This is a genomic window from Campylobacter concisus (assembly GCF_902460665.1).
Taxonomy (GTDB): domain Bacteria; phylum Campylobacterota; class Campylobacteria; order Campylobacterales; family Campylobacteraceae; genus Campylobacter_A; species Campylobacter_A concisus_AL.
The window spans coordinates 68449-92657 of sequence record NZ_CABPUR010000004.1; the positions used below are offsets into that span (position 1 = coordinate 68449).

Annotated in this window: 20 protein-coding genes and 1 other RNA gene; 10 read left to right on the plus strand and 11 right to left on the minus strand. The window is 36.2% G+C overall.

Translation table 11 applies throughout. The features are described 5' to 3' along the window. Positions 1 to 85: 85 nt before the first annotated feature. From F3G66_RS07890 to pyrE, 3 genes are all read right to left on the minus strand, one after another. Positions 86 to 1513: a c-type heme family protein gene (locus F3G66_RS07890; protein ID WP_149707734.1), complete on the minus strand. Its 1428-nt coding sequence runs from the start codon at positions 1511 to 1513 to the stop codon at positions 86 to 88. Beyond that, positions 1503 to 2192 (minus strand): response regulator transcription factor, encoded by a 690-nt coding sequence (locus F3G66_RS07895; protein WP_054197345.1) that lies wholly within the window; start codon positions 2190 to 2192, stop codon positions 1503 to 1505. Before F3G66_RS07895 ends, F3G66_RS07890 begins: the two co-directional genes overlap by 11 nt. A gap of 243 nt (positions 2193 to 2435) precedes the next feature. After that, positions 2436 to 3044, minus strand: a complete 609-nt coding sequence (pyrE, locus tag F3G66_RS07900; RefSeq protein ID WP_149707735.1) for an orotate phosphoribosyltransferase — start codon at positions 3042 to 3044, stop codon at positions 2436 to 2438. A gap of 119 nt (positions 3045 to 3163) precedes the next feature. Between pyrE and F3G66_RS07905 the strand changes: the two genes are divergently transcribed. The 3 genes from F3G66_RS07905 to thyX all read left to right on the plus strand — a co-directional run bounded on the left by F3G66_RS07905 (position 3164) and on the right by thyX (position 7865). Beyond that, positions 3164 to 4531 (plus strand): Na+/H+ antiporter NhaC family protein, encoded by a 1368-nt coding sequence (locus F3G66_RS07905; RefSeq protein WP_149707736.1) that lies wholly within the window; start codon positions 3164 to 3166, stop codon positions 4529 to 4531. A gap of 120 nt (positions 4532 to 4651) precedes the next feature. Next, entirely contained in the window at positions 4652 to 7117 is a 2466-nt protein-coding gene (gene flgE / locus F3G66_RS07910; RefSeq protein ID WP_149707737.1) for a flagellar hook protein FlgE, read from the plus strand. Between the two features lie 118 nt (positions 7118 to 7235). After that, complete coding sequence (gene thyX, locus F3G66_RS07915; protein WP_149707738.1) at positions 7236 to 7865, plus strand: FAD-dependent thymidylate synthase; 630 nt, start codon at positions 7236 to 7238, stop codon at positions 7863 to 7865. Positions 7866 to 7910: 45 nt separating this feature from the next. Here thyX and F3G66_RS07920 read toward each other — a convergent pair whose 3' ends face one another. From F3G66_RS07920 to ruvC, 4 genes are all read right to left on the minus strand, one after another. Beyond that, positions 7911 to 9017 (minus strand): DNA adenine methylase, encoded by a 1107-nt coding sequence (locus tag F3G66_RS07920; RefSeq protein ID WP_149707739.1) that lies wholly within the window; start codon positions 9015 to 9017, stop codon positions 7911 to 7913. A gap of 1 nt (position 9018) precedes the next feature. Further along, positions 9019 to 9534 carry an S-ribosylhomocysteine lyase gene (gene luxS / locus F3G66_RS07925; protein ID WP_149707740.1) on the minus strand — a complete coding sequence of 172 codons (516 nt, stop codon included), beginning with the start codon at positions 9532 to 9534 and terminating at the stop codon, positions 9019 to 9021. Positions 9535 to 9668: 134 nt separating this feature from the next. Beyond that, complete coding sequence (locus F3G66_RS07930; protein WP_149707741.1) at positions 9669 to 10358, minus strand: MOSC domain-containing protein; 690 nt, start codon at positions 10356 to 10358, stop codon at positions 9669 to 9671. 17 nt (positions 10359 to 10375) lie between these two features. Next, a complete protein-coding gene (gene ruvC / locus F3G66_RS07935; RefSeq protein WP_178140253.1) occupies positions 10376 to 10855 on the minus strand; it encodes a crossover junction endodeoxyribonuclease RuvC in 480 nt (159 codons plus the stop codon). 122 nt (positions 10856 to 10977) lie between these two features. Here ruvC and dnaA point away from each other — a divergent pair, with 122 nt between their 5' ends. The 5 genes from dnaA (at position 10978) to F3G66_RS07960 (ending at position 17710) form a co-directional block, all read left to right on the plus strand. Further along, entirely contained in the window at positions 10978 to 12288 is a 1311-nt protein-coding gene (dnaA, locus tag F3G66_RS07940) for a chromosomal replication initiator protein DnaA (RefSeq protein ID WP_149707742.1), read from the plus strand. A 154-nt stretch (positions 12289 to 12442) separates the two neighbouring features. After that, positions 12443 to 13516 (plus strand): DNA polymerase III subunit beta, encoded by a 1074-nt coding sequence (gene dnaN / locus F3G66_RS07945; protein ID WP_149707743.1) that lies wholly within the window; start codon positions 12443 to 12445, stop codon positions 13514 to 13516. 14 nt (positions 13517 to 13530) lie between these two features. Beyond that, on the plus strand, positions 13531 to 15840 hold the full coding sequence (gyrB, locus tag F3G66_RS07950; protein WP_149707744.1) for a DNA topoisomerase (ATP-hydrolyzing) subunit B: 2310 nt from the start codon (positions 13531 to 13533) through the stop codon (positions 15838 to 15840). Between the two features lie 17 nt (positions 15841 to 15857). Continuing rightward, complete coding sequence (gene queF / locus F3G66_RS07955; RefSeq protein WP_223154243.1) at positions 15858 to 16475, plus strand: preQ(1) synthase; 618 nt, start codon at positions 15858 to 15860, stop codon at positions 16473 to 16475. After that, the gene (locus F3G66_RS07960) at positions 16475 to 17710 is read left to right on the plus strand and encodes an HD domain-containing protein (protein WP_149707745.1); all 1236 of its coding nucleotides are present in this window, start codon (positions 16475 to 16477) and stop codon (positions 17708 to 17710) included. The genes queF and F3G66_RS07960 overlap by 1 nt, the downstream gene beginning before the upstream one ends. Here the strand turns inward: F3G66_RS07960 and ffs are convergent. Further along, positions 17697 to 17794: signal recognition particle sRNA small type (gene ffs / locus F3G66_RS07965), an RNA gene on the minus strand. The two genes, F3G66_RS07960 and ffs, sit on opposite strands and share 14 nt — an antisense overlap. Positions 17795 to 17906: 112 nt before the next feature. Between ffs and F3G66_RS07970 the strand changes: the two genes are divergently transcribed. Further along, on the plus strand, positions 17907 to 18332 hold the full coding sequence (locus F3G66_RS07970) for a hypothetical protein (RefSeq protein WP_072595304.1): 426 nt from the start codon (positions 17907 to 17909) through the stop codon (positions 18330 to 18332). A gap of 45 nt (positions 18333 to 18377) precedes the next feature. On the opposite strand, the gene F3G66_RS07975 is transcribed toward F3G66_RS07970, so the two are convergent. Genes F3G66_RS07975 through F3G66_RS07985 form a run of 3 tightly spaced genes read right to left on the minus strand, consistent with a single transcriptional unit; the run spans position 18378 to position 22098 of the window. Then, positions 18378 to 19979, minus strand: coding sequence for a flagellar hook protein FlgE (locus tag F3G66_RS07975; protein WP_188115850.1), 1602 nt, complete (start codon positions 19977 to 19979; stop codon positions 18378 to 18380). A gap of 5 nt (positions 19980 to 19984) precedes the next feature. After that, positions 19985 to 20692, minus strand: coding sequence for a flagellar basal body rod modification protein (locus tag F3G66_RS07980; protein ID WP_149707746.1), 708 nt, complete (start codon positions 20690 to 20692; stop codon positions 19985 to 19987). 8 nt (positions 20693 to 20700) lie between these two features. Next, positions 20701 to 22098: a flagellar hook-length control protein FliK gene (locus F3G66_RS07985; protein WP_149707747.1), complete on the minus strand. Its 1398-nt coding sequence runs from the start codon at positions 22096 to 22098 to the stop codon at positions 20701 to 20703. Positions 22099 to 22259: 161 nt separating this feature from the next. On the opposite strand from F3G66_RS07985, the gene typA reads away from it, so the two are divergent. Beyond that, complete coding sequence (gene typA, locus F3G66_RS07990) at positions 22260 to 24062, plus strand: translational GTPase TypA (RefSeq protein ID WP_149707748.1); 1803 nt, start codon at positions 22260 to 22262, stop codon at positions 24060 to 24062. The last annotated feature ends 147 nt before the right edge of the window (positions 24063 to 24209 follow it).

The following is a 24209-nucleotide window of genomic DNA, read 5'->3' on the forward strand; positions in this document are numbered from 1 at the left end:
TTAATTTTTTATCCTAAAATCAAAATGATTTCATACTGATAATACTAACACCAAAAAAGGGTAGAAAAGGGGGAATTTTAATAAATTATAAATTTTCGAAACTAATTGTAAATGTAATACTATTTTCATCTACGTTTCTAGCAAAGATTAGGGCGTTATTTTTGCTAGCGATTAGCCGGCTCATATATAGACCAAGCCCACTGCCAGACTCTTTTGTGCTAAAGTGTGGCTCAAAGATAACTTTTAAAAACGAGGCCTTTATCGCTCCTGCGTTATTTTGCACGCATAAATTTTTACGATTATCTTTTATAAAAGTATAAATTTTTATTATTCTTGGCTTTACATAGCTTTGTTTAAATGCATCTTTTGCGTTATTTATAATATTTATTAAAATTTGGATTATTTCATTAAAATTTGCAAAAATCGTAAAATTTTCTCTTATATCGATCTCTATTTCGATTTGATATTTCTTAAGTGAGGCGTTTAGAATTTTTATGGTCTGATTTATCACTTCCTCTACGCTAAACTCCCTTTTTAAAGTATTTGGCTTAAAAAAGTTTTTAAAATCATCAACCGTTTCAGACATGAAATTTATCTGCTTGCTAGTCTCTTCTATAAACTCATAAATTTTTGCTTCATCAAGCTTTTTTCGCTCCTGATAGAGTTCTAAATTTATTAAAGCTGAGCTGATTTGAGCTAAAGGCTGCTTCCACTGATGTGAAATATTGCCTATCATCTCGCCCATTGAGGCTAGGCGGCTTTGATGTATCATTAGCTGCTCGGTCTGCCTTTTACTCTCTTCGCCACGCCTATGCATCTTATAAACAAGTAGCAAAAATATCCCAAATACAAAGGCTATCGCGCTCATTATGATGACAACCTCTTTTAAATGGTAAGAAAAAATGGCACGTAGTGGGATTTTAAAAGATAGCATTGCCATCATCTCACTTGCTTCAGAAATTTTTCCATTTGAAATTTCATAACGATCTAACATCTGTTTTGGAGCACTTTCACTATTGTGACAGGCTAGGCAAGATGTATTTTGACTTCTTATAGGAAGCCCTACAAAAAATTGTGAGCCATTTTCATCTTTTATAATCTTTGAAAACTCACTAAATTTATTCTCTTTAAAGCCTCTTAATACCTGCGCTTCAAATTCATTTGGTTCATGAGCTTTATTTAAAGGTGCCATGGCTACTAGTTTGTAGTCAAAGTCAAGATTGTATTTTTTCTTTTGGATATTATAAATTTCACGGCTTATATATGAAGATGAAAGCAATCTCTCATCAAAAAAATCCTCTTTTATAATGCCATCATGCTTTAGCTGCTCTATTAGCGGACGCTGAACGCCTGCGATGTACTCTCTTACAGAATTTATACTCTCAAGCACATAATACGCCTCTTTTTTGGCATCTTTCATTGCAAGATTATTATAAAAATTTAAAACAAGTGCGGATATTAAGAGATAAACAAAGATAAAAACACTAACGATTAGCTGAAATTTATATTTCACAAAGATAACCTACACCGTATAAATTTTTAATCACATCTTTGCCAAGCTTCCTTCTAAGCTCTTTTACGATCGTCTTTATCGCCTCTTTGCTTGGCTGCTCATACTCCCAAATATAATCAAAAATTTGTTCATAAGTTATAGTTTGATTTTTGTTGTTTAAAAAATACTCTAAAAGCCTACTTTCACTCTTACTTAGATGAGAAATTTCACCATTTATATAAAGTACTTTTTTACCAAAATCGTATTCTAATTCATCATTTAGCCTAAGAGTCGGCTTGCGTCCAACAAGCTCTAAAGCAACGTCTTCTAGGGCTTTTATAAATGACTTTTTATCGTATGGCTTTGCAAGATACCTTGTGATCTTTAGCTCAACTGCTCTCCACAAATACTCTTGCTCGATGTGGCTTGATAAGATCACGATAGGAATTTTTTGATTTATGGTTCTTACTTTTTTAGCGATCTCTAGGCCATCGATATTTGGCACGCTTATATCAAGCACCAAAACATCATAAGCATCGCTCATCGCTAGCTCAAGTGCATCATAGCCATCTGTTACGCCATTTACTTCGGCAAAAAATAGCTCCAAAGAAGCACAAATATTTTTTAAAATCGCCTCTTCATCTTCAAGACAAAGGACCTTTTTGTTTGATAAAACGTCTAAAATATCATATTCTTGCATAGCTTCATCTCGCTTTTTGAGCAGATATTATCACTTGGTAGCTTAAAAAATAAGATTATCTAAAAAATAATTCATACCAATATAAAAGACAGATTATTTTTAAAAATTAAACTATAAATTTTTGTTGAAGTGATTTGAAGTCTTGATTAAAATTTTTTATGATTACTATTTTTTGATTTTTCTAAAAATTTTAGCTATCGATCAATTTTAAAAAGAAAGATAGCTATATTTATAGTATAAATTTTAGTTGCCTCTACTTCCAGGTTTGATCGCTTTGCTTCCATTTTTACAAAGTGGGCAATGCTCAGGCTCATAAATTTCAAACTCAAAATTTCCTAAAGCAAAAAATGGCTTATTGCTTGGTAGTTTGGCATTTGGCTTAGCTTCATTGTCTAAATTTACAACCTTACAAAAGCCGCGGTTTGCAAGCGCTGCAAAGCCAACTACCTCGCCGCCAAGGCTCTCTATCACTTGTGCTGCTTCAAGTGCCGAGCCGCCAGTCGTGATGATGTCTTCACAAACGATAAATTTCTCACCCTTTTTTACCTCAAAACCACGTCTAAGACTCATTATCTTTTCAACTCGCTCTGTAAATATAAATCGCTTCTTTGCTGCGCGAGCTAGCTCATAGCCAGCTAAAATTCCTCCAAGTGCAGGCGAGCAAACGCTATCAAATTTAATGCCAAATTTCTCTATCACACGGGCAAGCTCATCAGCTAGCTTTCCAGCCAAAGCTGGGTCTTCAAGCACCTTTGCGCTTTGGAGATAAAACTGCGAGTGATTGCCACTGCTTAGTAAAAAATGTCCCTCTAAATATGCCCCAGCCTCTTTATAAATTTTCTCTAAATCCATCGTTTTTTCCTTTTAAAATTTACTCAAAATCTTAACACAAGCCCACTTAAGCCACTCTTTTTAAAATTTAATAAGCCACACATTTGTATAATCTCTCAACACTCACAAAAAGGACGCTCATGCTTATATTTAACCCTGTTGTTTTTAGCATTTTGGTAATGACGATACTTTGTCTATTGCGTTTTAACATTTTGCTTTCTATCCTTATCTCTGCTCTTGTTGCGGGAGTAATGTATAAGCATGGATTTAGTGGATTTGAAAGTGGTATTGTAAATGGGATCGATAGCCTCTTTACAGCCCTAAAAGAGACTACACAAAGCCTCATAAGCGGTATGCAAGGCAATCTTGAAACATCGCTTAGTTATATTTTACTTGGCGCTTTAGCAGCCGCCATCGCAAATACAAATTTAACTGCTATCTTGATAAATGCTTTGAGTAAATTCCTTAGCTCAAATAAAGTGATTTTTATACTAACTATTGCATTTATAGCGTGCTTATCTCAAAATTTAATCCCAGTTCACATAGCTTTTATACCTATTTTGATCCCGCCACTTCTTGCTATTATGAACAAAATGGGGATAGATAGACGTGCCGTGGCTTGTGCTTTGACATTTGGTCTTCAAGCGCCTTATGTAAGCCTTAGCGTTGGCTTTGGTCTGCTTTTTCACAATATCTTAAAAAAAGAGCTAGCAAATAACGGCATAACCACATCTATTTCCGATATCTCTTCTGTTATGTGGATAGGTGGCGCTTCTATGCTTATCGGACTTATCCTTGCCATACTTTTTTACGGTAAAAAAAGAGTTTATAAAACTTCAAAATTTGAAAAAGAAGAGCTTGATGAGATCGAGCGCGCAAAAAGCCTTGAGATGACTAAAAAAGAGTGGGCGGTTTTAGCTGGTGCAGTTGTAGCTTTTGGTGTGCAAATTTATACTGAGCTACTACCTCTTGGTGCATTACTTGGACTTTTGGTTATGGTCGTTTTTGGCGGAATAGAATATAAAAAAGTAGATAAGATCATGGATAACGGCCTTGCTATGATGGGATTTATCGCATTTATCATGCTAGTTGCTGCAGGTTATGGCACTATCCTAAGAGAGAGTGGCGGCATAGACGAGCTTGTAAAATACGCTAGCTTGGTATCTGGCGGCAAGATAGGCGGAGCACTTTTGATGCTTCTTATTGGTCTTCTCGTTACGATGGGTATAGGCACTAGCTTTGGTACGATCCCTATCTTAGCTTCTATCTATGTGCCACTATGCGTTAGCCTTGGTTTTGGCGTACCAGCCATCATCTTGTTAGTTGGTATAGCTGCAGCTCTAGGAGATGCTGGAAGTCCTGCAAGCGATAGCACACTTGGGCCAACAAGCGGTCTAAATGCTGATGGTGAGCACAACCACATATATGATACTTGTGTGCCTACATTTGTATTTTTCAATATACCACTCATCATCGGTGGCATCGTTGGAGCTATGATACTTGGATAAAATTTGGCGTTAATTACGCCAAATTTCTTTTTATTTCTTCTACTTTTTATCAATATAAATTTTGGAACATCTTTTGCTTTTGAAAAATATAAAAATTTAAAATGCAAAAAGGATAAGTCAATGATGAGATCACTTTGGTCTGGTGTTTCAGGCCTACAAGCCCACCAGATAGCCATGGACGTAGAAGGCAACAATATCGCAAACGTCAATACTTATGGTTATAAATACAACCGTGCAAATTTTGCTGATATACTAAGCCAAACTCCAAGAGTCGCTACTGCTCCACAAGGTCAGCTAGGCGGTCAAAATGCTATGCAAATAGGTCTAGGAACGACTATAAACTCAACTACGAGAATTTTCTCACAAGGTACACTAACATCTACTGATAAGCAAACAGACCTCGCACTTCAAGGAAATGGTTTCTTTGTCGTATCTCCAGATGGTGGAACTACAAGATACTATACAAGAAATGGTGACTTTGTCCGTGATAAAGCTGGAAATTTTGTAAACAATAGTGGTTATATCGTTCAAGGCTGGACAAGAGATGAAGAAACTGGCACTATCGACTCAACTGGACCGATAAAAAATATCGTGATCAAAGAGGGTCTTACCACTCCAGCAAGAGCGACAACAGAAGTAAAGATAAAAGGTAACCTTGACTCAGGCAATACCATAGGACAAAGAAGCACTCCTATTTATTCACTAGACTCGGTTGCTGGTGGTATAGACTATGATGATGATGGTATTATATCAAGTAGTGAAAAACATAGTGAAAATGATGTAAATAATGATAAATTTTACACGAACTCAAGAAAAGAGCAAAATTTAACGGAGCGTGGTGTAGATCTTGGTGTTACATTTGATGAGCTTGGAAATGGTCTTGCGTTAAGAAATGGACAAGGCATCTGGGTAAGCTATGCAAATGCTAAAACTGAAAAATTTGAAATAGGAAGTGGATTACCTAACAACATTGGCTCATTAGGTGGGGAAAAAAAATTAGATATAACATTAAATGGTGTAAATATAACTGGAAAAGTAAAAAGTATAAGCGAAGTAGCTGAAAAAATCAATGCTCAATATAATACAACTGGCGTTAGAGCTGAAATTTCAGAAGGCAATAAACTAACACTTATAAATAGAAATAACTCAGGTACTACAAAAGAGACGAAAAATATCCATCTAAAGGTAAATGTCGGCAATAATACAGTTGCTGGTTTAGATGATAAAGAGATTATCACAGCTTATCAATATGTCTACACGAGTTCACAAACAACAGCAGTTCACGAATATGACGATGCGAAAGAAAGGCAAGTAACTACAACAGAAGATCTTCGTGCTGCTATGCAAAAAGATGCAAGATACTTTGTTGATTATAAAGGAAATAATAAGGTTAAAACAACTGATGTTGGTGTAAGAAATGCAATAGGTTTAATAGAAGATGCAGATACTTCTGCAGCTGCTTCTGCTGCACTTACCGGTGCCTATCAAACAACATATGATAATGCAGTTACACAAGCAGAGAATGATGCAGCTGCAGCTGGTTTGCCTGCACTAACAGATGGACAAAAGAAAGTAGCTGGTTTAAAAGCTGTAGTAAGAATGGCTGGAACTGATACTGATATAAATGATGGAGTAAAAATAACTGTAAATAAACAAGGTCAGTTTAAGTTAGAAAATCCATCAAACGAAGTAGCTGATCAAGCACTTTATATGACAACAACTGGTCTTACAAAGCCAGCTCAAGGCGCTACACCTGCTATAAATGAAAATGTTAGACTTACAACTATTATGAAAGCACTTGATGGCGCACTAAGCCCGGGCCAAGCTCTAAGAGCAAGTGGTAAGATGATGATGTCAAGCCACGGCTCAACGGCAGAAATTTTTGACTCACTTGGTTCAAAACACACAGTTAGTATAAAATGGGCAAAAACGGGCACTACAACAGATGGTGGAACTGAGTGGAGCATGGTTATACAAGTGCCAGAGCCAGCTAAGATAAACTATTCAGGTCAGGGTCCAGATAACGTTATAACTGGCTCAGCTAGATTTAACGCAAATGGCTCACTTGCAAGTTTCCATCCAGCAACTATAACATTTTCAGCTAACAACGGCTCACAAAGTGGCCAAAACATTAGCTTAAATTTTGGTCTTGGAACTGACTTTAATGGCTTAACAAGCTTTGATAAAGACTCATCAACTGAATCAATCTCGCAAGATGGCTACACAGGCGGCACATTAAACGGCATAAAAATAGATGAGACTGGAACGATAATAGGCTCATTTTCAAATGGTCAAAGCTTTGGCCTGGCTAAAGTAGCACTTGCTACCTTTACAAACAACGAAGGTCTTCAAAGCGAGGGAGGAAATGTCTTTTCACAAACCGCAAACTCAGGTGAAGCAGTTATCGGTGCAGCTGGCACAGGCGATAAGGGAACGATTGCGGCTTCAAAACTTGAAGCTAGTAACGTCGATCTAAGCCGTGCGCTAACAGATCTTATCGTTATTCAAAGAGGTTTCCAAGCAAACTCAAAAACGATCACAACAAGTGATGAGATGTTAAATACACTTCTTCAATTAAAACAATAATAACTAATACTTTTACAAAAGGGAGCGTTTGTCTCCCTTTGAAATTTATGCTTTAAATTTACAAATAAAATCAGCCTTCTTTTTGTAAAATGTTAAAAAATTTTACAAAAGAGAAAGAATGCAAGTAACACTACTAAATCACACTCCACTAAATATCTGCTCTCACGCTATCCGCACATGCTGGCAAAGCTTTGATAAAAGCGATAACGGTGGCGAAAAAGATGTTGAGCTAATAGATAGAGTAGGCAATAAATTTAAACACGCCTCTACCTTAGAGCACCTATACTACAACTTCTACATCCAAAGTATCTCTCGTGCGCTACTTCAAGAGCTAGCTCGTCACCGCTTGGCAAGTCTAAGCGTCAAATCAACCCGCTACACGCTAAAAGAGCTAAAAAAGGAGGAGAAATTTGAAGTAGGGCAGTTTGAGCGTGCGTCCAAATTTATCGTGCTAACAAATGACGAAATGGTCGATAACGCAAGCATAAAAGCGCTTGAAAATTTACGTGAAATTTTAGCCTCAACTACAAAAAGCCTTGATATAGTTAAATACTGCTTGCCAGAGTGCTATAAAACCGAGCTTACATGGAGCATAAACGCTAGAAGCTTGCAAAATTTCATCTCTTTAAGAAGCTCAAAGTCAGCCCTTTGGGAGATAAGAAATTTAGCAAATGCTATCTACGATGCCTTGCCAAATGAGCATAAATTTATCTTTGAGAAGTGTTTGCCAGAGGATGAGCAAAACTAACAATTACGTTAGTGAGATTTAGAAGTGATGAAATGAGCGCTAAATTTACTTTTGTAAAACGTAAAGAAGCTCGTCTACGTGGATGTTTCTAGCTTTTAAATTTCTGCTGCCGCGGTAGGCGTTATACTTTTGGCGCAATAGTTGAACCTTGCCCATTTTATTTAGATTTTGATCAAATTCATCTTGGTTGATAAAGCCCTCTGAGTTAAACGAGATAAGCACAAATTTCGCTTTTAAATTTGATATCAGCTCAAAAAATGCCTCGCTTGCTGATGATTTTTTATTAAAAACTGATCTGTTCCAGTCCTTTGCGATGCCTGAGACTTTTGAAATTTTACTTGGCTCAGTGTTGCTTGCGATGAGATTTAGCATGAAATAGTTTGAACCGTATGGGTGCTGATTATAAGGCGGATCAAGATAGACTAGATCAAGGTCGTCAAGCTCTTTTGCGAGCAAATTTGCGTCCTTTTGATAGACCTCAAATGGCACGCTAAAATTTGAAAAAATTGGTTTAGTTAAATTTATATCAGAAGTGATCCTTGAAATGGCGTTTTGCCCCCTGCCACCAAACTGGCCAACTCCATCTTTATTTTTATGAAAACCTTTAAAAATTCCACTTGTATTTGCATGCACACTTGCATTATAAAGTAGTGGAGCTATGAAAAATTTTCTCATCTCCTCTGGCAACATCTCATCTATGAGCCTTCTAGCAGTGTCAATTAATTTGGCATTTTTTCTCGTGTAAAAGACCCGCTCACCAAAAGCGATATTTTCATCATCTTTTGGAGCGTAAAGTTTTGTTATAAAGCCTTCAGAAAGGTTATTTTCTATCTCTTTTTCAAGCTTTTTTTGCCAAAAATTTATCTCATCTCTTAGCTCATTTGTGGCGTTTTGCAGGTAGCATGAGTTTGTGATGAAGCTATAAAACTCCAAGTCGTTTGCGACTAGAAATTCGCTATTTTGTTTTAAAAACCTAGCCACCACGCCACTTCCGCTAAAGAGGTCGCAACAGCTAAGCTTATCTTTTTTAAGTTCATCTTTTGCGTATTTTACGCCTAGATCTATAAAGCCTAAAAGAGAGCGTTTGTTACCAAGATAGGTTAAAATTTGCTCTTTTAAATAGGCTTGATTTTCTTGTTTTGTTGGCTTCAAATCAGTGCTTTTTTAGTCCCATAGCATCAACGTCAAGCTTGATCTCTTCGTTGTTTATGATGACTAGACCTTGTGCTAAAATTTTGTTTGCTATGGCGTGCGCTTCATCAAGTGAGTGCATCTTGTAAGTGCCGCATTGAAATTTATTTAGCTCTGGGATTTTATCTTGGTCTTTGACTTCTAAGATGTCTTTCATAGAGGCAAGCCATGCTTTTTTTACAGCTTCTTCGCTAGGTGTGCCGATTACACTCATATAAAAGCCAGTCCTACAGCCCATCGGTGAAATGTCTATGATCTCTACGCCGTTGCCGTTTAGATGGTTTCTCATAAAGCCAGCAAATAAATGCTCTAATGTATGAGTACCTTTTTCTGACAAAATTTCTTCATTTGGCTTACAAAATCTCAAATCAAAAACGCTGATATCATCGCCTTTTGGAGTCTTCATACTCTTTGCTAGTCTAACTCCTGGGGCTTGCATTTTTACGTGATCTACACAAAAACTATCAAGTAATGGCATATCTTCTCCTTTAAATTTTTGGTAATTCTAGCGTAAAAAATGTTTAAAATTTAAAGGCTCATGCAAAATTTCACATAAGCCTTGTAATATTTGAATATTTGTGGGTGTTAAAATAACAAAACTTTTACTTACTATTATAAATTTCTCATATATTCCGTACTATAAATACCTTGAATACGTCTTTCTATGTCACTATACCAACTTTTTGGAAGAGCGGTAAGAGAGTTAAATTTCTCTAGTAAATTTAAATTTTTATTTGGTGCGAAAAAAAGCCTATTTATCTCTAAAATGCTCATATGAACTGGATCTTTTTCTATAACTTCTATCACGTCGCCCACTTTGCACGATCCTGGTGTTATGACGCGGTAATACCAGCCAGTAAGCCCAGTTTCAAAGATGTGAGTAGCCATATTTTCATTGCCCCATCTTCTTGAGAGCTTAAAGCATGGCTTTCTAGGTTGCGAGACTTGAAGCACAAGCGAGCCCAACTTATGGATATCGCCCACATATACGCAGCTCTCATCAAGTCCATCAATGCATAAATTCTCTCCCATCGCACCATAAGCCATATTTTTTAATCCTAAAAAACTCTCCCAATCGGCGTAATTTGCAAATGAATTTGCAAAAACTGCCTTTTCAGGGCCTCCATGGTGCTTTGTATCAGCGACGCTATCACCCTCAAAACCAAGCTCATTTGCAAAAATTTCACCATTTTGAGCTACTTTAAATATAGCTGAGCTCCAAGGTAAATTTAGCTTATCAGTCGCACTTTGCGAGCCACAGTTTTTTACCTCACCGATTAGTAAAGCTTTTAATGTTGCCATCTTTTTCCTATCAAAATTTAGCTTATTCTTAAATTATTTGCGTGAGTTAGTGCGATTGCGATTGCATCAGTGATATCAAGTGGTTTTATCTCTTTGTTTATACCTAAAATTTTCTTCACCATAAATGCCACTTGCTCTTTATCAGCTTTGGCCTTGCCAGTGACAGTTTTTTTTACCTGAAGTGGAGTATACTCAGCAAAATCACCATGAAGCTGTAAAATTTTAAGGCTAAGTGCTCCTCGAAACTGAGCAAGTTTTAAAACCGTTTTTGGGTTGTAAGCAAAAAATATATCTTCGATTGCGACCTCGTCGAATTTATGATTTTTAAAGATGAGATCGAGCCCTTCGCAAAGCTCGGTAATCTGATATTGAAGTGTGTTTGGTTTTATTTTTATGAGCCCTGCTTCAAGAAGAGTAGTTTTAAATTTATTTTTTTCAAGTATTGCATAACCACAATTCTTCGTACCTGGGTCGATTCCTAAAATTTTCATCACTATCTTTTCAATACTTTTTCACGACTTTTTCACGATGTGAAAAAGTTTGTCGGAGTTTAACAAAGGTTTTATTAAAATTAAGATAGTATCACTATAAAAATTCTCGAAATTTAAGGCATAAAAATTTGATAGCAGACGAAATTTTAGAAAATCTTTCAACACAAATTTCACCTGAAGAATACCAAAGTTATATCAAGCAATTAAAATTTAACGAAAAGGCTTCAGACGATCATATTATCGTATTTACTGCACCAAATGAGTTGATGGCTAAATTTATAAATACAAGATATGCTGATAAAATTGCTCACCTATATGAAGTTAAAACAGGCATAAAACCAAATATAGAAATTTCATCTACTAAAAGTAGCAAGACATCAAAACAAAATCAAATAAATGTTAAGCAGATAAAAACACAAAGTAGCATTTTAAATCCAAGCTACACATTTGAAAATTTTGTCTGTGGAGCGTCAAATCAATACGCATTTTTAAGCGCAAAAGCAGCCGCTGAAAAACCTGGTGTACTTTATAATCCACTTTTTATATATGGCACGACAGGACTTGGCAAGACTCACTTACTTCAGTCAGTCGGAAATCACTGCCTAAATAAAGGAAAAACCGTTATTTGCGTAACTAGCGAACAATTTATGATAGATTTTACCAGTCACATAAATAACCACTCAATGCCAAAATTTCGTGAAAAATATAGAAACTGCGATGTTTTACTAATAGACGATGTACAGTTTCTTGGTAAAACTGATAAAATCCAAGAGGAATTTTTCAACACATATAATGAACTTTTAGCAAAAAATGGTCAAATAGTTATGACTTCAGATCGACCTCCAAAGACACTAAAAGGCTTTGAGGATAGGATGATTTCAAGATTTGATAAGGCTTTTATGGCTGATATTACGCCACCTGAACTTGATACAAAGATAGCCATCATCATCAAAAAATGCGAATTTGATAAAATCGATCTAAATAAAGAGGTAATAAACTACATAGCTACAAACATGGGAGATAATATCCGTGAGATCGAGGGAGCTATCATAAATTTAAACGTATTTAAAACTCTTATGAAAGAAGAGATCACACTTGATCTTGCAAAAAGTATATTAAAAGATCTAATCAAAGAAAAACGTGAAAATATAAATTTCGATACTATCGTTGAAATAGTTAGCAAAGAACTAAATATCAAACAAAGTGATATAAAAAGCAAATCAAGAGTTACAAATATCGTAGAAGCAAGACGAATCATCATATATCTTGCAAAGATGCTTACAACAAACTCAATGCCACAAATCGCAAACTATTTTGGTATGAAGGATCACAGTGCCGTTAGTCATAATATTAAAAAGATAAATGAACTAATACAAACTAATGAAATTTTTAGTCTAAAAGTTACTGAATTAAAAAACAAAATTTTGACAAAAGGATAAAATACAATATGAAATTTGTGAATAAATGTGAAAAAGAAAATATAATTTTTCACATTTCAAATAGCTGTATTTCGATGTTTGAAAGCACTTTTCACTTTTTAACATCACCTACTAAAACAAAAAAATTAAATTTAAAAATAGAAGGAAGTTTTTAATGAAGGTTTTAATAAACAAAAATATGCTTGAAAGCATAGTAACAAATACAAATCCATATCTTGAAAAAAGAGATCTTAGTGCTATAACTTCTCACATTTATATCTCAGCAAAAGATGGTGTTTTAAACATAAAAGCAACTGATCATGAAATAGGTCTAGCATATAAGCTAAGTAATGTAAAAATCGTTGATGAAGGTTACGCAACTGCAAATGGTAAAAAATTACTTGACATTATAAAAAGTCTAAAAGACGAAGAAGTGATGTTAGAAACTGTAAACAACTATCTTTATATAAAACAAAAAAACTCAAAATATAAACTTCCGATGTATAAATTTGAAGATTTCCCAGAATTTCCAACAATTGATGGTAAATCAAAATTTGATGTTGATGCTGTTATGTTAGGAAGAAGTTTAAAGAAAATTTTACCAAGTATTGATAGTAATAACCCAAAATTTGAACTAAACGGAGCTTTTCTTGATATTAAAAAAGACTTTATAAATATCGTTGGTACTGATACGAGAAGACTTAGTGTATTTAGATTTCAAACACCAACTGAAAAAGAATTTTCACTAATAATCCCTAAAAAAGCTATCAATGAAATACAAAAACTATTTTTTGACAAGATAGAAATTTACTATGATGAAAATATCTTAATCGCTCAAAGCCAAAATTTTGAATTTTTCACAAAACTTATAAATGGTAAATTTCCAGATTACGAGCGTGTCATACCAAAAGAGGTTAGAAAAAGACTTCAGCTAAGTAGAGATAAGATGATAGAGGGTATAAAAACTATCTCAATGCTAAGTGATACAATGAAAATAACTTTTTCAAAAGACAATATAACATTTGAAAGTGTTATAGAAGATAACTCTGAAGCAAAAACTACGATAGATTATCAAACTGGTTTAGAGATTGGAGATGAATTTTTCATAGGTATAAAAAATAGATATCTACTTGACTTTTTAAGTAGCATCGAGGATGAAAATTTTGAGCTTGGATTTAATGAAAGCTCACTAGCATTTGTTGTAAGTTCAAAGGAGCTGACAACAGTTATAATGCCGATAAATTTATAAGATAAGGCAAGATTATGGAAAATAATTACGGCGCAGAAAATATCAAAGTACTAAAAGGGCTTGAGGCGGTCAGGAAGCGCCCAGGCATGTATATAGGTGATACTAACATAAGCGGTCTTCACCATATGATCTACGAAGTCGTTGATAACTCTATCGACGAAGCGATGGCTGGATACTGCGATACTATAGATGTTGAGCTTACACGTGAGGGCTCAGCGATCATCAGCGATAATGGCCGTGGTATCCCAGTGGATATGCACCCAACTGAGAAAATTTCAGCTGCGACTGTTGTTCTAACTGTACTTCACGCTGGTGGTAAATTTGACAAGGACACTTATAAGGTATCTGGCGGTCTTCACGGCGTTGGTGTATCTGTAGTAAATGCCCTTTCTAAAAAACTAGTCGTAAATATCAAACGTGATGGCAAACTTCACAGACAAGAATTTGCAAAAGGTATTCCACAAAGCGATCTTGAAGTCATAAAAACTACAAACCGTACAGGCACACAAGTCGAATTTTGGCCAGATGATAGTATATTTGAAGTGACTGAATTTGATGATGAAATTTTAGTAAAAAGATTTCGCGAGCTAGCATATCTAAACCCAAAGATAACTATAAATTTTAAAGATCAAAGAAATGGCAGAAGTGAGAGTTTTCATTTTGAGGGCGGACTTGAGAGCTTTGTAACTGATATGAATAAGGCAAATGCTGTCAGTAAAGCAGTATCATTTAGCGGTGGTGAAGATGACGTTATGGTTGATTTTGCCTTGCTTTACAACGACACTTACAGTGAAAATTTACTAAGCTTTGTAAATAACATCAAAACTCCAGATGGCGGTACGCACGAGGCTGGCTTTAGAGCTGGTCTTACAAGAGTTATCACAAACTACGTTCAAGCAAACGCTGCTGCACGTGAAAAAGATACAAAGATAACTGGCGAAGATATCCGTGAGGGACTTATCGCAGTTGTAAGCGTAAAGGTGCCAGAGCCGCAGTTTGAGGGACAAACAAAGGGCAAACTAGGCTCAAGCTATGTAAAACCTATCGTTCAAAAGATGGTTTTCGACGTGCTTACAAAGTATTTTGAAGAAAATCCTATCGAAGCAAGAGCGATAATGGATAAAGCTCTAATGGCAGCTCGTGGTAGAGAAGCTGCTAAAAAAGCTAGGGATCTAACTCGCAAAAAAGAGAGTATGAGCGTAGGCACATTACCTGGCAAATTAGCTGATTGTCAAAGTAAAGATCCAGTAATTAGCGAGCTATATCTAGTGGAGGGCGACTCTGCGGGCGGTTCAGCAAAGCAGGGGCGTGATAGGGTTTTTCAAGCGATATTGCCGCTTAAAGGTAAAATTCTAAACGTTGAAAAGGCAAGACTAGATAAAATTTTAAAGTCTGATGAGATAAAAAATATGATAACAGCGCTAGGTTGCGGTATTGGAGATGAATTTGACGCTGAAAAGCTTAGATATCATAAGATCATCATAATGACCGACGCCGATGTCGATGGTAGCCATATCCAAACACTACTTTTAACTTTCTTCTTTAGATTTTTAAATAAAGTTGTAGAAAATGGTCATATCTACCTAGCTCAGCCGCCACTTTATCGCTATAAAAAAGGTAAGAAAGAAATTTATCTAAAAGATGAAAAGGCGCTAAATGAATTTCTCATCGAAACTGGTATCGAAGGTGTTGATATAGAGGGTATAGGCAGTGCTGATTTGATTGATTTCTTAAAGATCGTTGCAGCTTATAGAAGCGTCTTAAAAGAGCTTGAAAAACGCTTTAACGTCCTTTCAGCGATCCGCTATATGATAGAAAATCCAGACATTGTCTCAAAAAGCTACAATGAAATTTTTGAAATTTTAAAGAATTTCTTAAAAGCTGAGGGTCACAATATACTAAACCACTACGTTAGTGAAGATGAGATTAGAATTTATGTGCAAACTGAAAGCGGCTTAGAAGAGCTTGTGGTAAATGAAAATTTATTTACAAACCCACTCTATGAAGAGGCGCTTTACATCAGCCAAAAGATAAAAGAGCGCGGCCTAGACTTGCATAGTGACGTTATAGATGTGCTTGATGAAGTAGAGAAGAATGCGAAAAAAGGTGCATATATCCAGCGCTACAAAGGTCTTGGTGAGATGAACCCTGAGCAGCTTTGGGAGACTACGATGAACCCTGAGAACAGAAGACTTTTAAAGATCGATATAAACGATGCTATAAGCGCTTCTGATACGTTTAATCTCTTCATGGGCGATGAGGTCGAGCCAAGAAGAAATTACATCCAAGACCACGCAAAAGACGTTAAACACTTGGATATTTAAAAGAAAAAGGATAAAAAATGAGCGAAGAGATGAAATACGGTGAGAAAATTTTAAAAGAATTTGACGTAGAGAGTGACCTTGAGGTCTGGGAAAATAAGCAAACAAGGGACTATGTCATAAAGATCACTCTGCCTGAGTTTTGCTGCCTTTGCCCTCGCTCTGGTTATCCCGACTTTGCGACCATATATCTTGAATACATCCCAAATAAGCTTGTAGTAGAGTTAAAAGCGATAAAGCTTTATATAAATAGCTTTATGAACCGCAACATCAGCCACGAAGATAGTATAAATGAAATTTATTCTGTTTTAGAGAAAAAACTTGAGCCAAAATTTATGAAGATAGTTGGTGACTTTAACCCACGTGGAAATGTCCATACAGTTATCGAGATCAGCTCTGATCTAGTCGTAAAAAAGCCAGCTGAGGAGAAAGAATTTACTCCAAGAAGTAGGGAGAGAAACTTTAGCGATAAGCCACGTGAGAGACGAAGCACAAGTGATCGTGGTAGCAGCAGGGGCAGCAGAGATGATAAATTTAAAAAAGATGACAAACCAAGAAGAAGCTCAAATAAAGAGGGCTTTAGAAAGATAAGCTATGCCGATGATAAGAAGCCAAAAGTAGTCAAAAAGGATAAATAATGATAAGTGCTAAGCTTATAGAACATATCTTTAAAGCAGCATCTATATCACGTTGGAACGACTATCCAAAGATGACAAATTTAGTAGAGCTTGATAAGCAAGCTCATAAATTTATCATCGCTTATTTCATAGCAAAACAAGAGCAAGACGCCGATATGAACTATATCATAGAGGCTGGAATTTTTGAGTTTTTAAGTAGGGTTGTAGTCACAGACATACGACCAGATGTCTTTCACCACATCCAAAAGACAAAAAAAGAGCAGATAAATAGCTGGGTCTTAAGTAATCTTGATAGCCTTATTTCAGATATTGAAAATGGCGAGTTTTTAGAGAGATTTAAAAACCACTATAAAAACGACAAAACTCACGAAAAAGAGCGCCTTATACTAAAAGCAGCGAGCTATCTTGCCACGAGGTGGGAATTTTCTATCGTCTATCAAACGAGCCAGTTTTTAAGTGATATAGAAGAGCTTAAGGCTAAGGTTGAGGAGGAGATGGAGGATTATTATGAGTTAATTGGCGTTAGAAAGATCGCTATGAATCAAAAATTAGCCCGCCTTGTAGATCTAAGCGGCAGGCTAAGGTTTCAAAAGCGCTGGGCACAAACGCCTCGTATCCCTGAAACCGCAGTCTTAGGACATATGCTAGTTGTTGCGATACTTAGCTATTTTTACTCACTAAAAGCAAAAGCTTGCAAAAAACGCCTAGAAAATAACTTCTTTTGCGCACTATTTCATGATCTACCAGAGAGTCTCACAAGAGATATCATAAGCCCTGTAAAGTACGGTGTAAAGGGGCTAAATGAGATCATCAGTGAGTATGAGATGAGGCTTATTGATGAGAGGATTTTACCATTTGTGCCAGAAAAGATCAAAGATGAGTTTAGCTACATCCTTGGTATCAGAAAAGATGGTGAAAAATTTATAAAAGATGAGTTTGAAAATAGAACTTACGAGCGTAAAATCATCTGCCACGAAGGAACGATGGAGAACGTAAATGATGATAAATTTAACCCAATCGATGGCAAAGCACTAAAATACTGCGACAAGCTATCAGCCTACATAGAAGCTGGAATTTCTATAAGCTATGGCGTCAAGTCAAAAGAGCTAACTGATGGATTTAATAATATGTATAAATTTTTTAGCGAAAAACCTAAGATCGACGGAGTGGATTTTTTAGAAATTTGTGATGATTTTAATGAACATTTTGGTTTAGAAAGACCCCCTCTCAGATAACTGCGGCACACACTTAATACAAGTGCTCTGCTGTGTTCCCACCCTGAAGCGGTGCTCATAAAAAGCATTGCACAGGTCTAAGAAGGAGCTTCGCAATCATACAGAAACTATACTTAAATTTTGTTTTATAGTTACATTTTTAAAAATTTAGCTTTAAAAGTATATAATCAGCCCAAATTTCATAAAAAGTAGAGTAATGTCTGGAAAGTTTAAACTTCGTTTTTTATCAGCTTTTAGAGATTTTTTTATCTATCATCACAAATCTTTAGAGTTTCGTGCCAAAATTTTTGCCGCAATGATCTCTGCTAAATTTGACCCAGACGAAGATGATTTTTTTGTTTTAAATGACATTACAAATGAAATTTATGAAAATGACCAAACAAGAAAAGACTTTTTGATCCAAACTGTTAAAGAGTATGTAGCAAGAGTTAAAAGAAACGATAGGATCACACTTGATGCACTACTTTTAAGCATTGATAAAGACCTAAAAGATCACAAAAGATACGCCAAAAAGATAGATTTTTCTCACCTTCGTCGCTTGATGAGTGGCTGTGAGGAAGAAATTTTAGTTCAGCAAAGAGTTTATGAGTTTTTGATAAACGAAGTTAAACTCTATTCTTGAAATTATCATTCATTTTAAATTTTTAATCATCAACTAGTATAAAAATCATTTCTTCATCTGAATAGCAGTCTGGATCATCTCATCACTTGTTGTGATACTTTTTGCACTAGCCTCATAAGCCTTTTGCGTAACGATAACCTCACTTAGCGCTTGACCAAGATCGACGTTACTCATTTCAAGTTTATTTGCAAGAATTTGTGAGCCATAAATAGTCTCACCAGCTTTATTTTTATAAAAAAATGCCTCGCCTGAATTTGGAGTTGCTTCATAGAGATTATCACCCACTTTTGATACGCCCTGTTCATTTTGGAAGTGATATAGAGCTATTTTTGCAACTATAAATGAGCGCGAATTGTCAAAATTTGCCATGATATTTCCACGATCATCAACGCTATATTTTGTGAGATTTCCTTCGGCGTAGCCATCTGCTTTTATGACAAAGTCTTTTTTTGAATTAGCCGAGCTTGTTATGCCATTATAGACATTTGCATCTCCATCGCCAAGAAAATTTAAAGCTACGTTTCCAACGCTTGTTAATGTATTTGTAACAAGCCTACCGCTACCATCAAAAGTAAGTGTTCCCATAGCTGTATTTTGTACAACACCATTAGCATCAGTTATCGTAGCTGTGGCATTCCAGATAGTTTGATTGCCACCTTGAGGGATTTGCTTTGTAAAATTTATAGTTACTAAGCTTTTTGTACCATCACTGTTATATATCTCTGAGCTTAGTTTTTCTTTATTAGCTACTTCAACTAGTGATGTAACTTCAGCTTTTACATCTAAGCTAGCAAAATTCATAAATTTTAGGCTTTTATTGTTTATATGCCAGCTGCCATCGCTCTCTAGTGTGGTTGAAAACTCACTAATTTTACCATCACCGTCTTTTACTTTTACCACTACGCTATCGCCTGCTTTTGCACCAAATCTTGTCTGACTTAGCGGGATTTGTCCATTTAGTGAGATAGTTTTGTTTGTATTATCAAGTGTATAATTAAAATTTGCCGCATCAATGGCTGTTGTTTGTCTATTTGTTATTAGACTTGAGTCTAGGTTACCTTTTAAATTTATATTTTTTGTTTGCTTGGCTGGCATATATAAAAAATGAGGTAAATTTATACCTTTTTGTGAGCCAGTATCGCCTAGTTTTAGATCCTCTTCTTTTGCAGTAAATGCCTGCGTGGTACCTTTTGTTTGACCATATTTTCTAAGAGCATTAGCACTTGGGGTGACTGGAGTAAAACTTGTTAACGTACCAAGAAGTAAGTTGCCTTTATTATCTACTAAATTTCCAGCCCCATCTATATCAAAGCTACCTGTTCTTGTGTAGTAGTTTCTACCATTTTTATCAACGACACCAAAAAAACCTTTACCACCTATGGCTAGGTCGAAGTTATTATCGGTATTTTGAAAACTACCATTTGTCATCTTTAAAGCTGTCGTTTGTTTCGTAGCTCCAAGACCTACTTGATTGTTAGTTGGACCACTTCCAGCAGAAGCCATATGTTGATTGATTAAATTTTTAAACTCAGGGATTGAAGCTTTAAAACCTACGTTGTTGATATTTGAGATATTATTTGCCCAAACATCCATGCCAAAGCTTTGTGTTTTAATGCCACTAATTCCGTTGTAAAAACCTCTCATCATGGCTTTTATCCTTCGTAAAATTCAGATATTTTATCCATTGGGACATATTCGCCTGCGATTTTTATCATAGCTTTACCATCTACAAATTTTACTGCCTCGACCGGATAGCTACCTACTTGAGTCTTGTATGAATTACCATCTTTTCCAGTGTAATTAACAGAGACTGTATATGCACCATTTGGTAATTGTTTTCCAGAATCATCTTTACCATCCCAAGATATTCTGCGAACTCCTGATTTTAGATCTTTTATATCGATTGAACGAACGACCTCTCCATTTGCATTTTTAATTTCAAGCTTACCATTTACAAGATCTGATTTAAAATAAAGTGCAAAATTTACAGTTTTTTGCTCATCTGTTAGTAAAACTGAGTTTGAACCAGTTGAGACCATTTTACCAAGGGCTGAGATAGCGTAGGCATTTGCATTTGATTTTAATTGATTTACAAGCTCTTTCATAGCTGAGTTTGTATTTTGTTGCATCTCTAGTGATGCTAGCTGGCTAGTTTGTGTAAGCATCTTTTCAGTATCCATAGGACTTGTTGGGTCTTGATACTGAAGCTCTGTTAAAAGTAGCTTCATAAATGCATCTTTATCTAGCTGCGCATTTGGGTTAGTTCCTGTGCCAGCTGCTGCATCTTGCTTTGCTTTTGCCTTTTTCTCGGCATTTTTTTGTTGTGTTGTTTGTGTAGTTATATCTGAAACTGAAGCCATTATCTCTCCTAAATATATCTTGGTATTACTAGCTCAAGCAAGCTTTGTTCCGCTTGAGCGTTTTCGCTCTCTTCACTTTGATTTGAGCTATATTTGTTTTTTGCTTGTTCTTTTTTATCTTGTCTTTGATTTTGATCTGAGAAATTCATCTCAAGCTCGGTAAATCCCATATTTACAAGGCTATTTTTAAACTCGGCTTGATTTTGTAAAAATAAATTCATAGTAGCCGTGGTTGAGTTAAAATTTACATGTAAGTTGTTACCTCGATTTACCATCGTGATCTCAACTTCACCTAAATTTAGTGGATTAAGCGTTATGTTAAAACGAGTGATCGGAGCTTTGTAATTTTGCACCTGCTCTTTTAGTGTAGAAGAGAAGTTACTAAGCGTCTCTTTTATCTCAGCCTTTGTTTGAAGCTGGTGTTTAGCGCTACTAGCGATATCTTTTACCATTTGATTTAGCTCTGATTTATTATCGCTGTTAAATGTCTCCTCGCTTGGCTCAGGCTCGCTCATCTGCTCTCTTTCTGGGAAGAGTAGCGACTCGAGAGTTGGAGCTTTTTGCGCCTTTTGCTCTTGTAAATTTACCTTTACTTTAGGCTCTTTTAGCTGCTCCTCTGGCTCAACATCCACTATCTCATCATCAAGCTTTACTTCACTATCTAGCTTTTTAGGCTCTTCTTTTACTAAATTTTTAACTTCATTAGTTGGATTTGCCACTACCTCTTTTAATAAGGTATCAAGCTTTACGACCTCTTTTGGTTCATTTTTGATAATGGTTTGCTCGACTTCATTTTTTAGCTCTTTTAGGTAAAAAGGCTTCTCTTCAGTTTTTATTGGTGTGAAAAATTCTTTCTTACCTAAATTTTTAAACATCTCATTTAGTTTTGGCACATCTTCGTTTGAAATTTCTATATTTTTAAGGCCAAGGTCAAATTTCTTAGCAAGGTCGATAAGATCGCTAACGCTTTTAACATTGCTAAGCTCTTCAACGTTTTCAGGCACACTTAAGAAATTTGCTATTTTGTCGCTGAAATTTGGAAATTTACTTACTTTTTCATTGCCATTTAGAATTTCTAAAACTTGTAAAAGCTGCATGAAATTTGCATTTTCATAGAGCTCATTTTTTGTATTTTCATCCAAATTTTCTTCAAGTGCGGTTGAAATTTTTGCTGCACTTTCGCTTTGAGCTTTTTGCAATGTCTCTTTTTGAGTGGTAACCGTTTTTACTATCTCTTTGACATCTTTTTCAGTGATTTTTTGGCCGCTATTTGCTTTGCTTGCAGCTGCATCTAAAACCATAGACAAAAATTCGCCGTTGTTTTGGGATTTCTTAGAAGCAGATGGCTTTTTACCTCCAGCAGGAGCCAGCAAATCTACGTTATTTTTCGCTGTATAAGCTTGCATTTAAACCTTTCAAATTTTTAAACTTAATACCAAACATGCAAAATCTATTCCAAAAATTAATTTCTTGATATCAGCTTAAAATTTATAAAAATTTGGCTATAATCTGCCCCTATTTTAAAACTGACAAACGAAAAATAGCAAACTAATAAACGGAGAAAAATTTGGAAAAGATACGAAATATAGCCGTTATCGCACACGTCGACCACGGTAAAACAACAATGGTTGATGAGCTTTTAAAACAGTCAGGAACATTTAATGAGCATCAAAACCTTGGCGAGCGTGTAATGGATAGTAACGACATCGAAAGAGAGCGTGGTATCACGATTCTTTCTAAAAATACTGCTATTCGTTACAAAGATACAAAGATCAACATCATCGATACTCCGGGCCATGCTGACTTTGGTGGTGAGGTTGAGCGTGTTCTTAAGATGGTTGATGGCGTTTTGCTACTTGTCGATGCGCAAGAGGGCGTTATGCCACAAACTAAATTCGTCGTCAAAAAGGCGCTTTCACTAGGACTTCGTCCAATCGTTGTTGTAAATAAGATAGATAAGCCAGCAGGTGATCCAGACCGCGTTATAAATGAAATTTTTGACCTTTTTGTAGCACTTGACGCAAACGATGAGCAGTTAGAATTTCCAGTCGTTTATGCCGCTGCTAAAAATGGCTATGCAAAGCTAAAACTAAGTGATGAAAATATAAATATGCAGCCACTTTTTGAGACCATCCTAGCTCATGTGCCAGCTCCAAGTGGTAGTGACGAGAACCCACTCCAGCTTCAAGTGTTTACTCTTGATTATGATAACTACGTCGGCAAGATCGGTATTGCAAGAATTTTTAACGGCAAGATATCTAAAAACCAAAATGTCATGCTCGCAAAGGCTGATGGTACAAAGACAACTGGTAGAATTTCAAAGTTAATTGGTTTTATGGGTCTTGAAAGAACCGATATTAACGAAGCTGGTACCGGCGACATCGTAGCGATCGCTGGCTTTGATGCGCTTGACGTTGGCGATAGCGTCGTTGATCCAAACAACCCTCATCCGCTTGATCCACTCCATATCGAAGAGCCAACCCTTAGCGTTGTATTTTCTGTAAATGACGGCCCACTAGCAGGCACTGAAGGCAAACACGTCACATCAAACAAGATCGATGAGCGCCTTGCAAACGAGATGAAGACAAATATCGCGATGAAATACGAAAACATCGGCGAGGGCAAATTTAAAGTAAGTGGCCGTGGTGAGCTTCAGATTACTATTTTGGCTGAAAATATGCGCCGCGAGGGTTATGAGTTTTTACTTGGCAGACCTGAGGTCATCGTAAAAGAGATAAACGGCGTAAAATGCGAGCCATATGAGCTTTTGGTTATCGACGCACCTGATGATACGACAGGCACAGTCATAGAAAAACTTGGCAAAAGAAAAGCGGAAATGGTCTCTATGAACCCAACAGGCGATGGCCAAACAAGGATCGAGTTTGAGATTCCAGCGCGCGGACTTATCGGCTTTAGAAGTCAGTTTTTAACTGACACAAAAGGCGAGGGCGTTATGAACCACAGCTTTTTGGAGTTTAGACCACTTAGCGGTACCGTCGAGCATAGAACAAATGGTGCTTTAGTTTCGATGGAAAACGGCGTAACGCTTGCTTATTCGCTATTTAACTTACAAGATCGCGGTGTGCTTTTCCTTGATCCGCAAGCAAAAGTCTATGTGGGCATGATCATCGGCGAGCACAGCCGTCCAAACGACCTTGACGTAAATCCTATCAAGGGTAAAAACCTAACAAACGTGCGTGCTAGCGGTAGTGACGATGCGATCAAGCTTGTGCCACCTAGAAAGCTAAGCCTTGAGCGCGCGCTAGAGTGGATAGAAGATGACGAGCTAGTCGAGGTTACGCCTATAAATATCCGCGTTCGCAAGCGCTATTTAGATCCAACAGAACGCAAAAGAAAAGCAAAACTTTAATCAAATTTATCATTTTAGCCCCTTTGTAAAGGGGCTAATAATTAAACTCTAAAAACGGCAAAAAAATTATATAAATTTCTCATACTTTTTTGCATTATTTATTTAAATCGGCTTTGTTTAAGACGAAATAGAGCCATTCTCTCATTT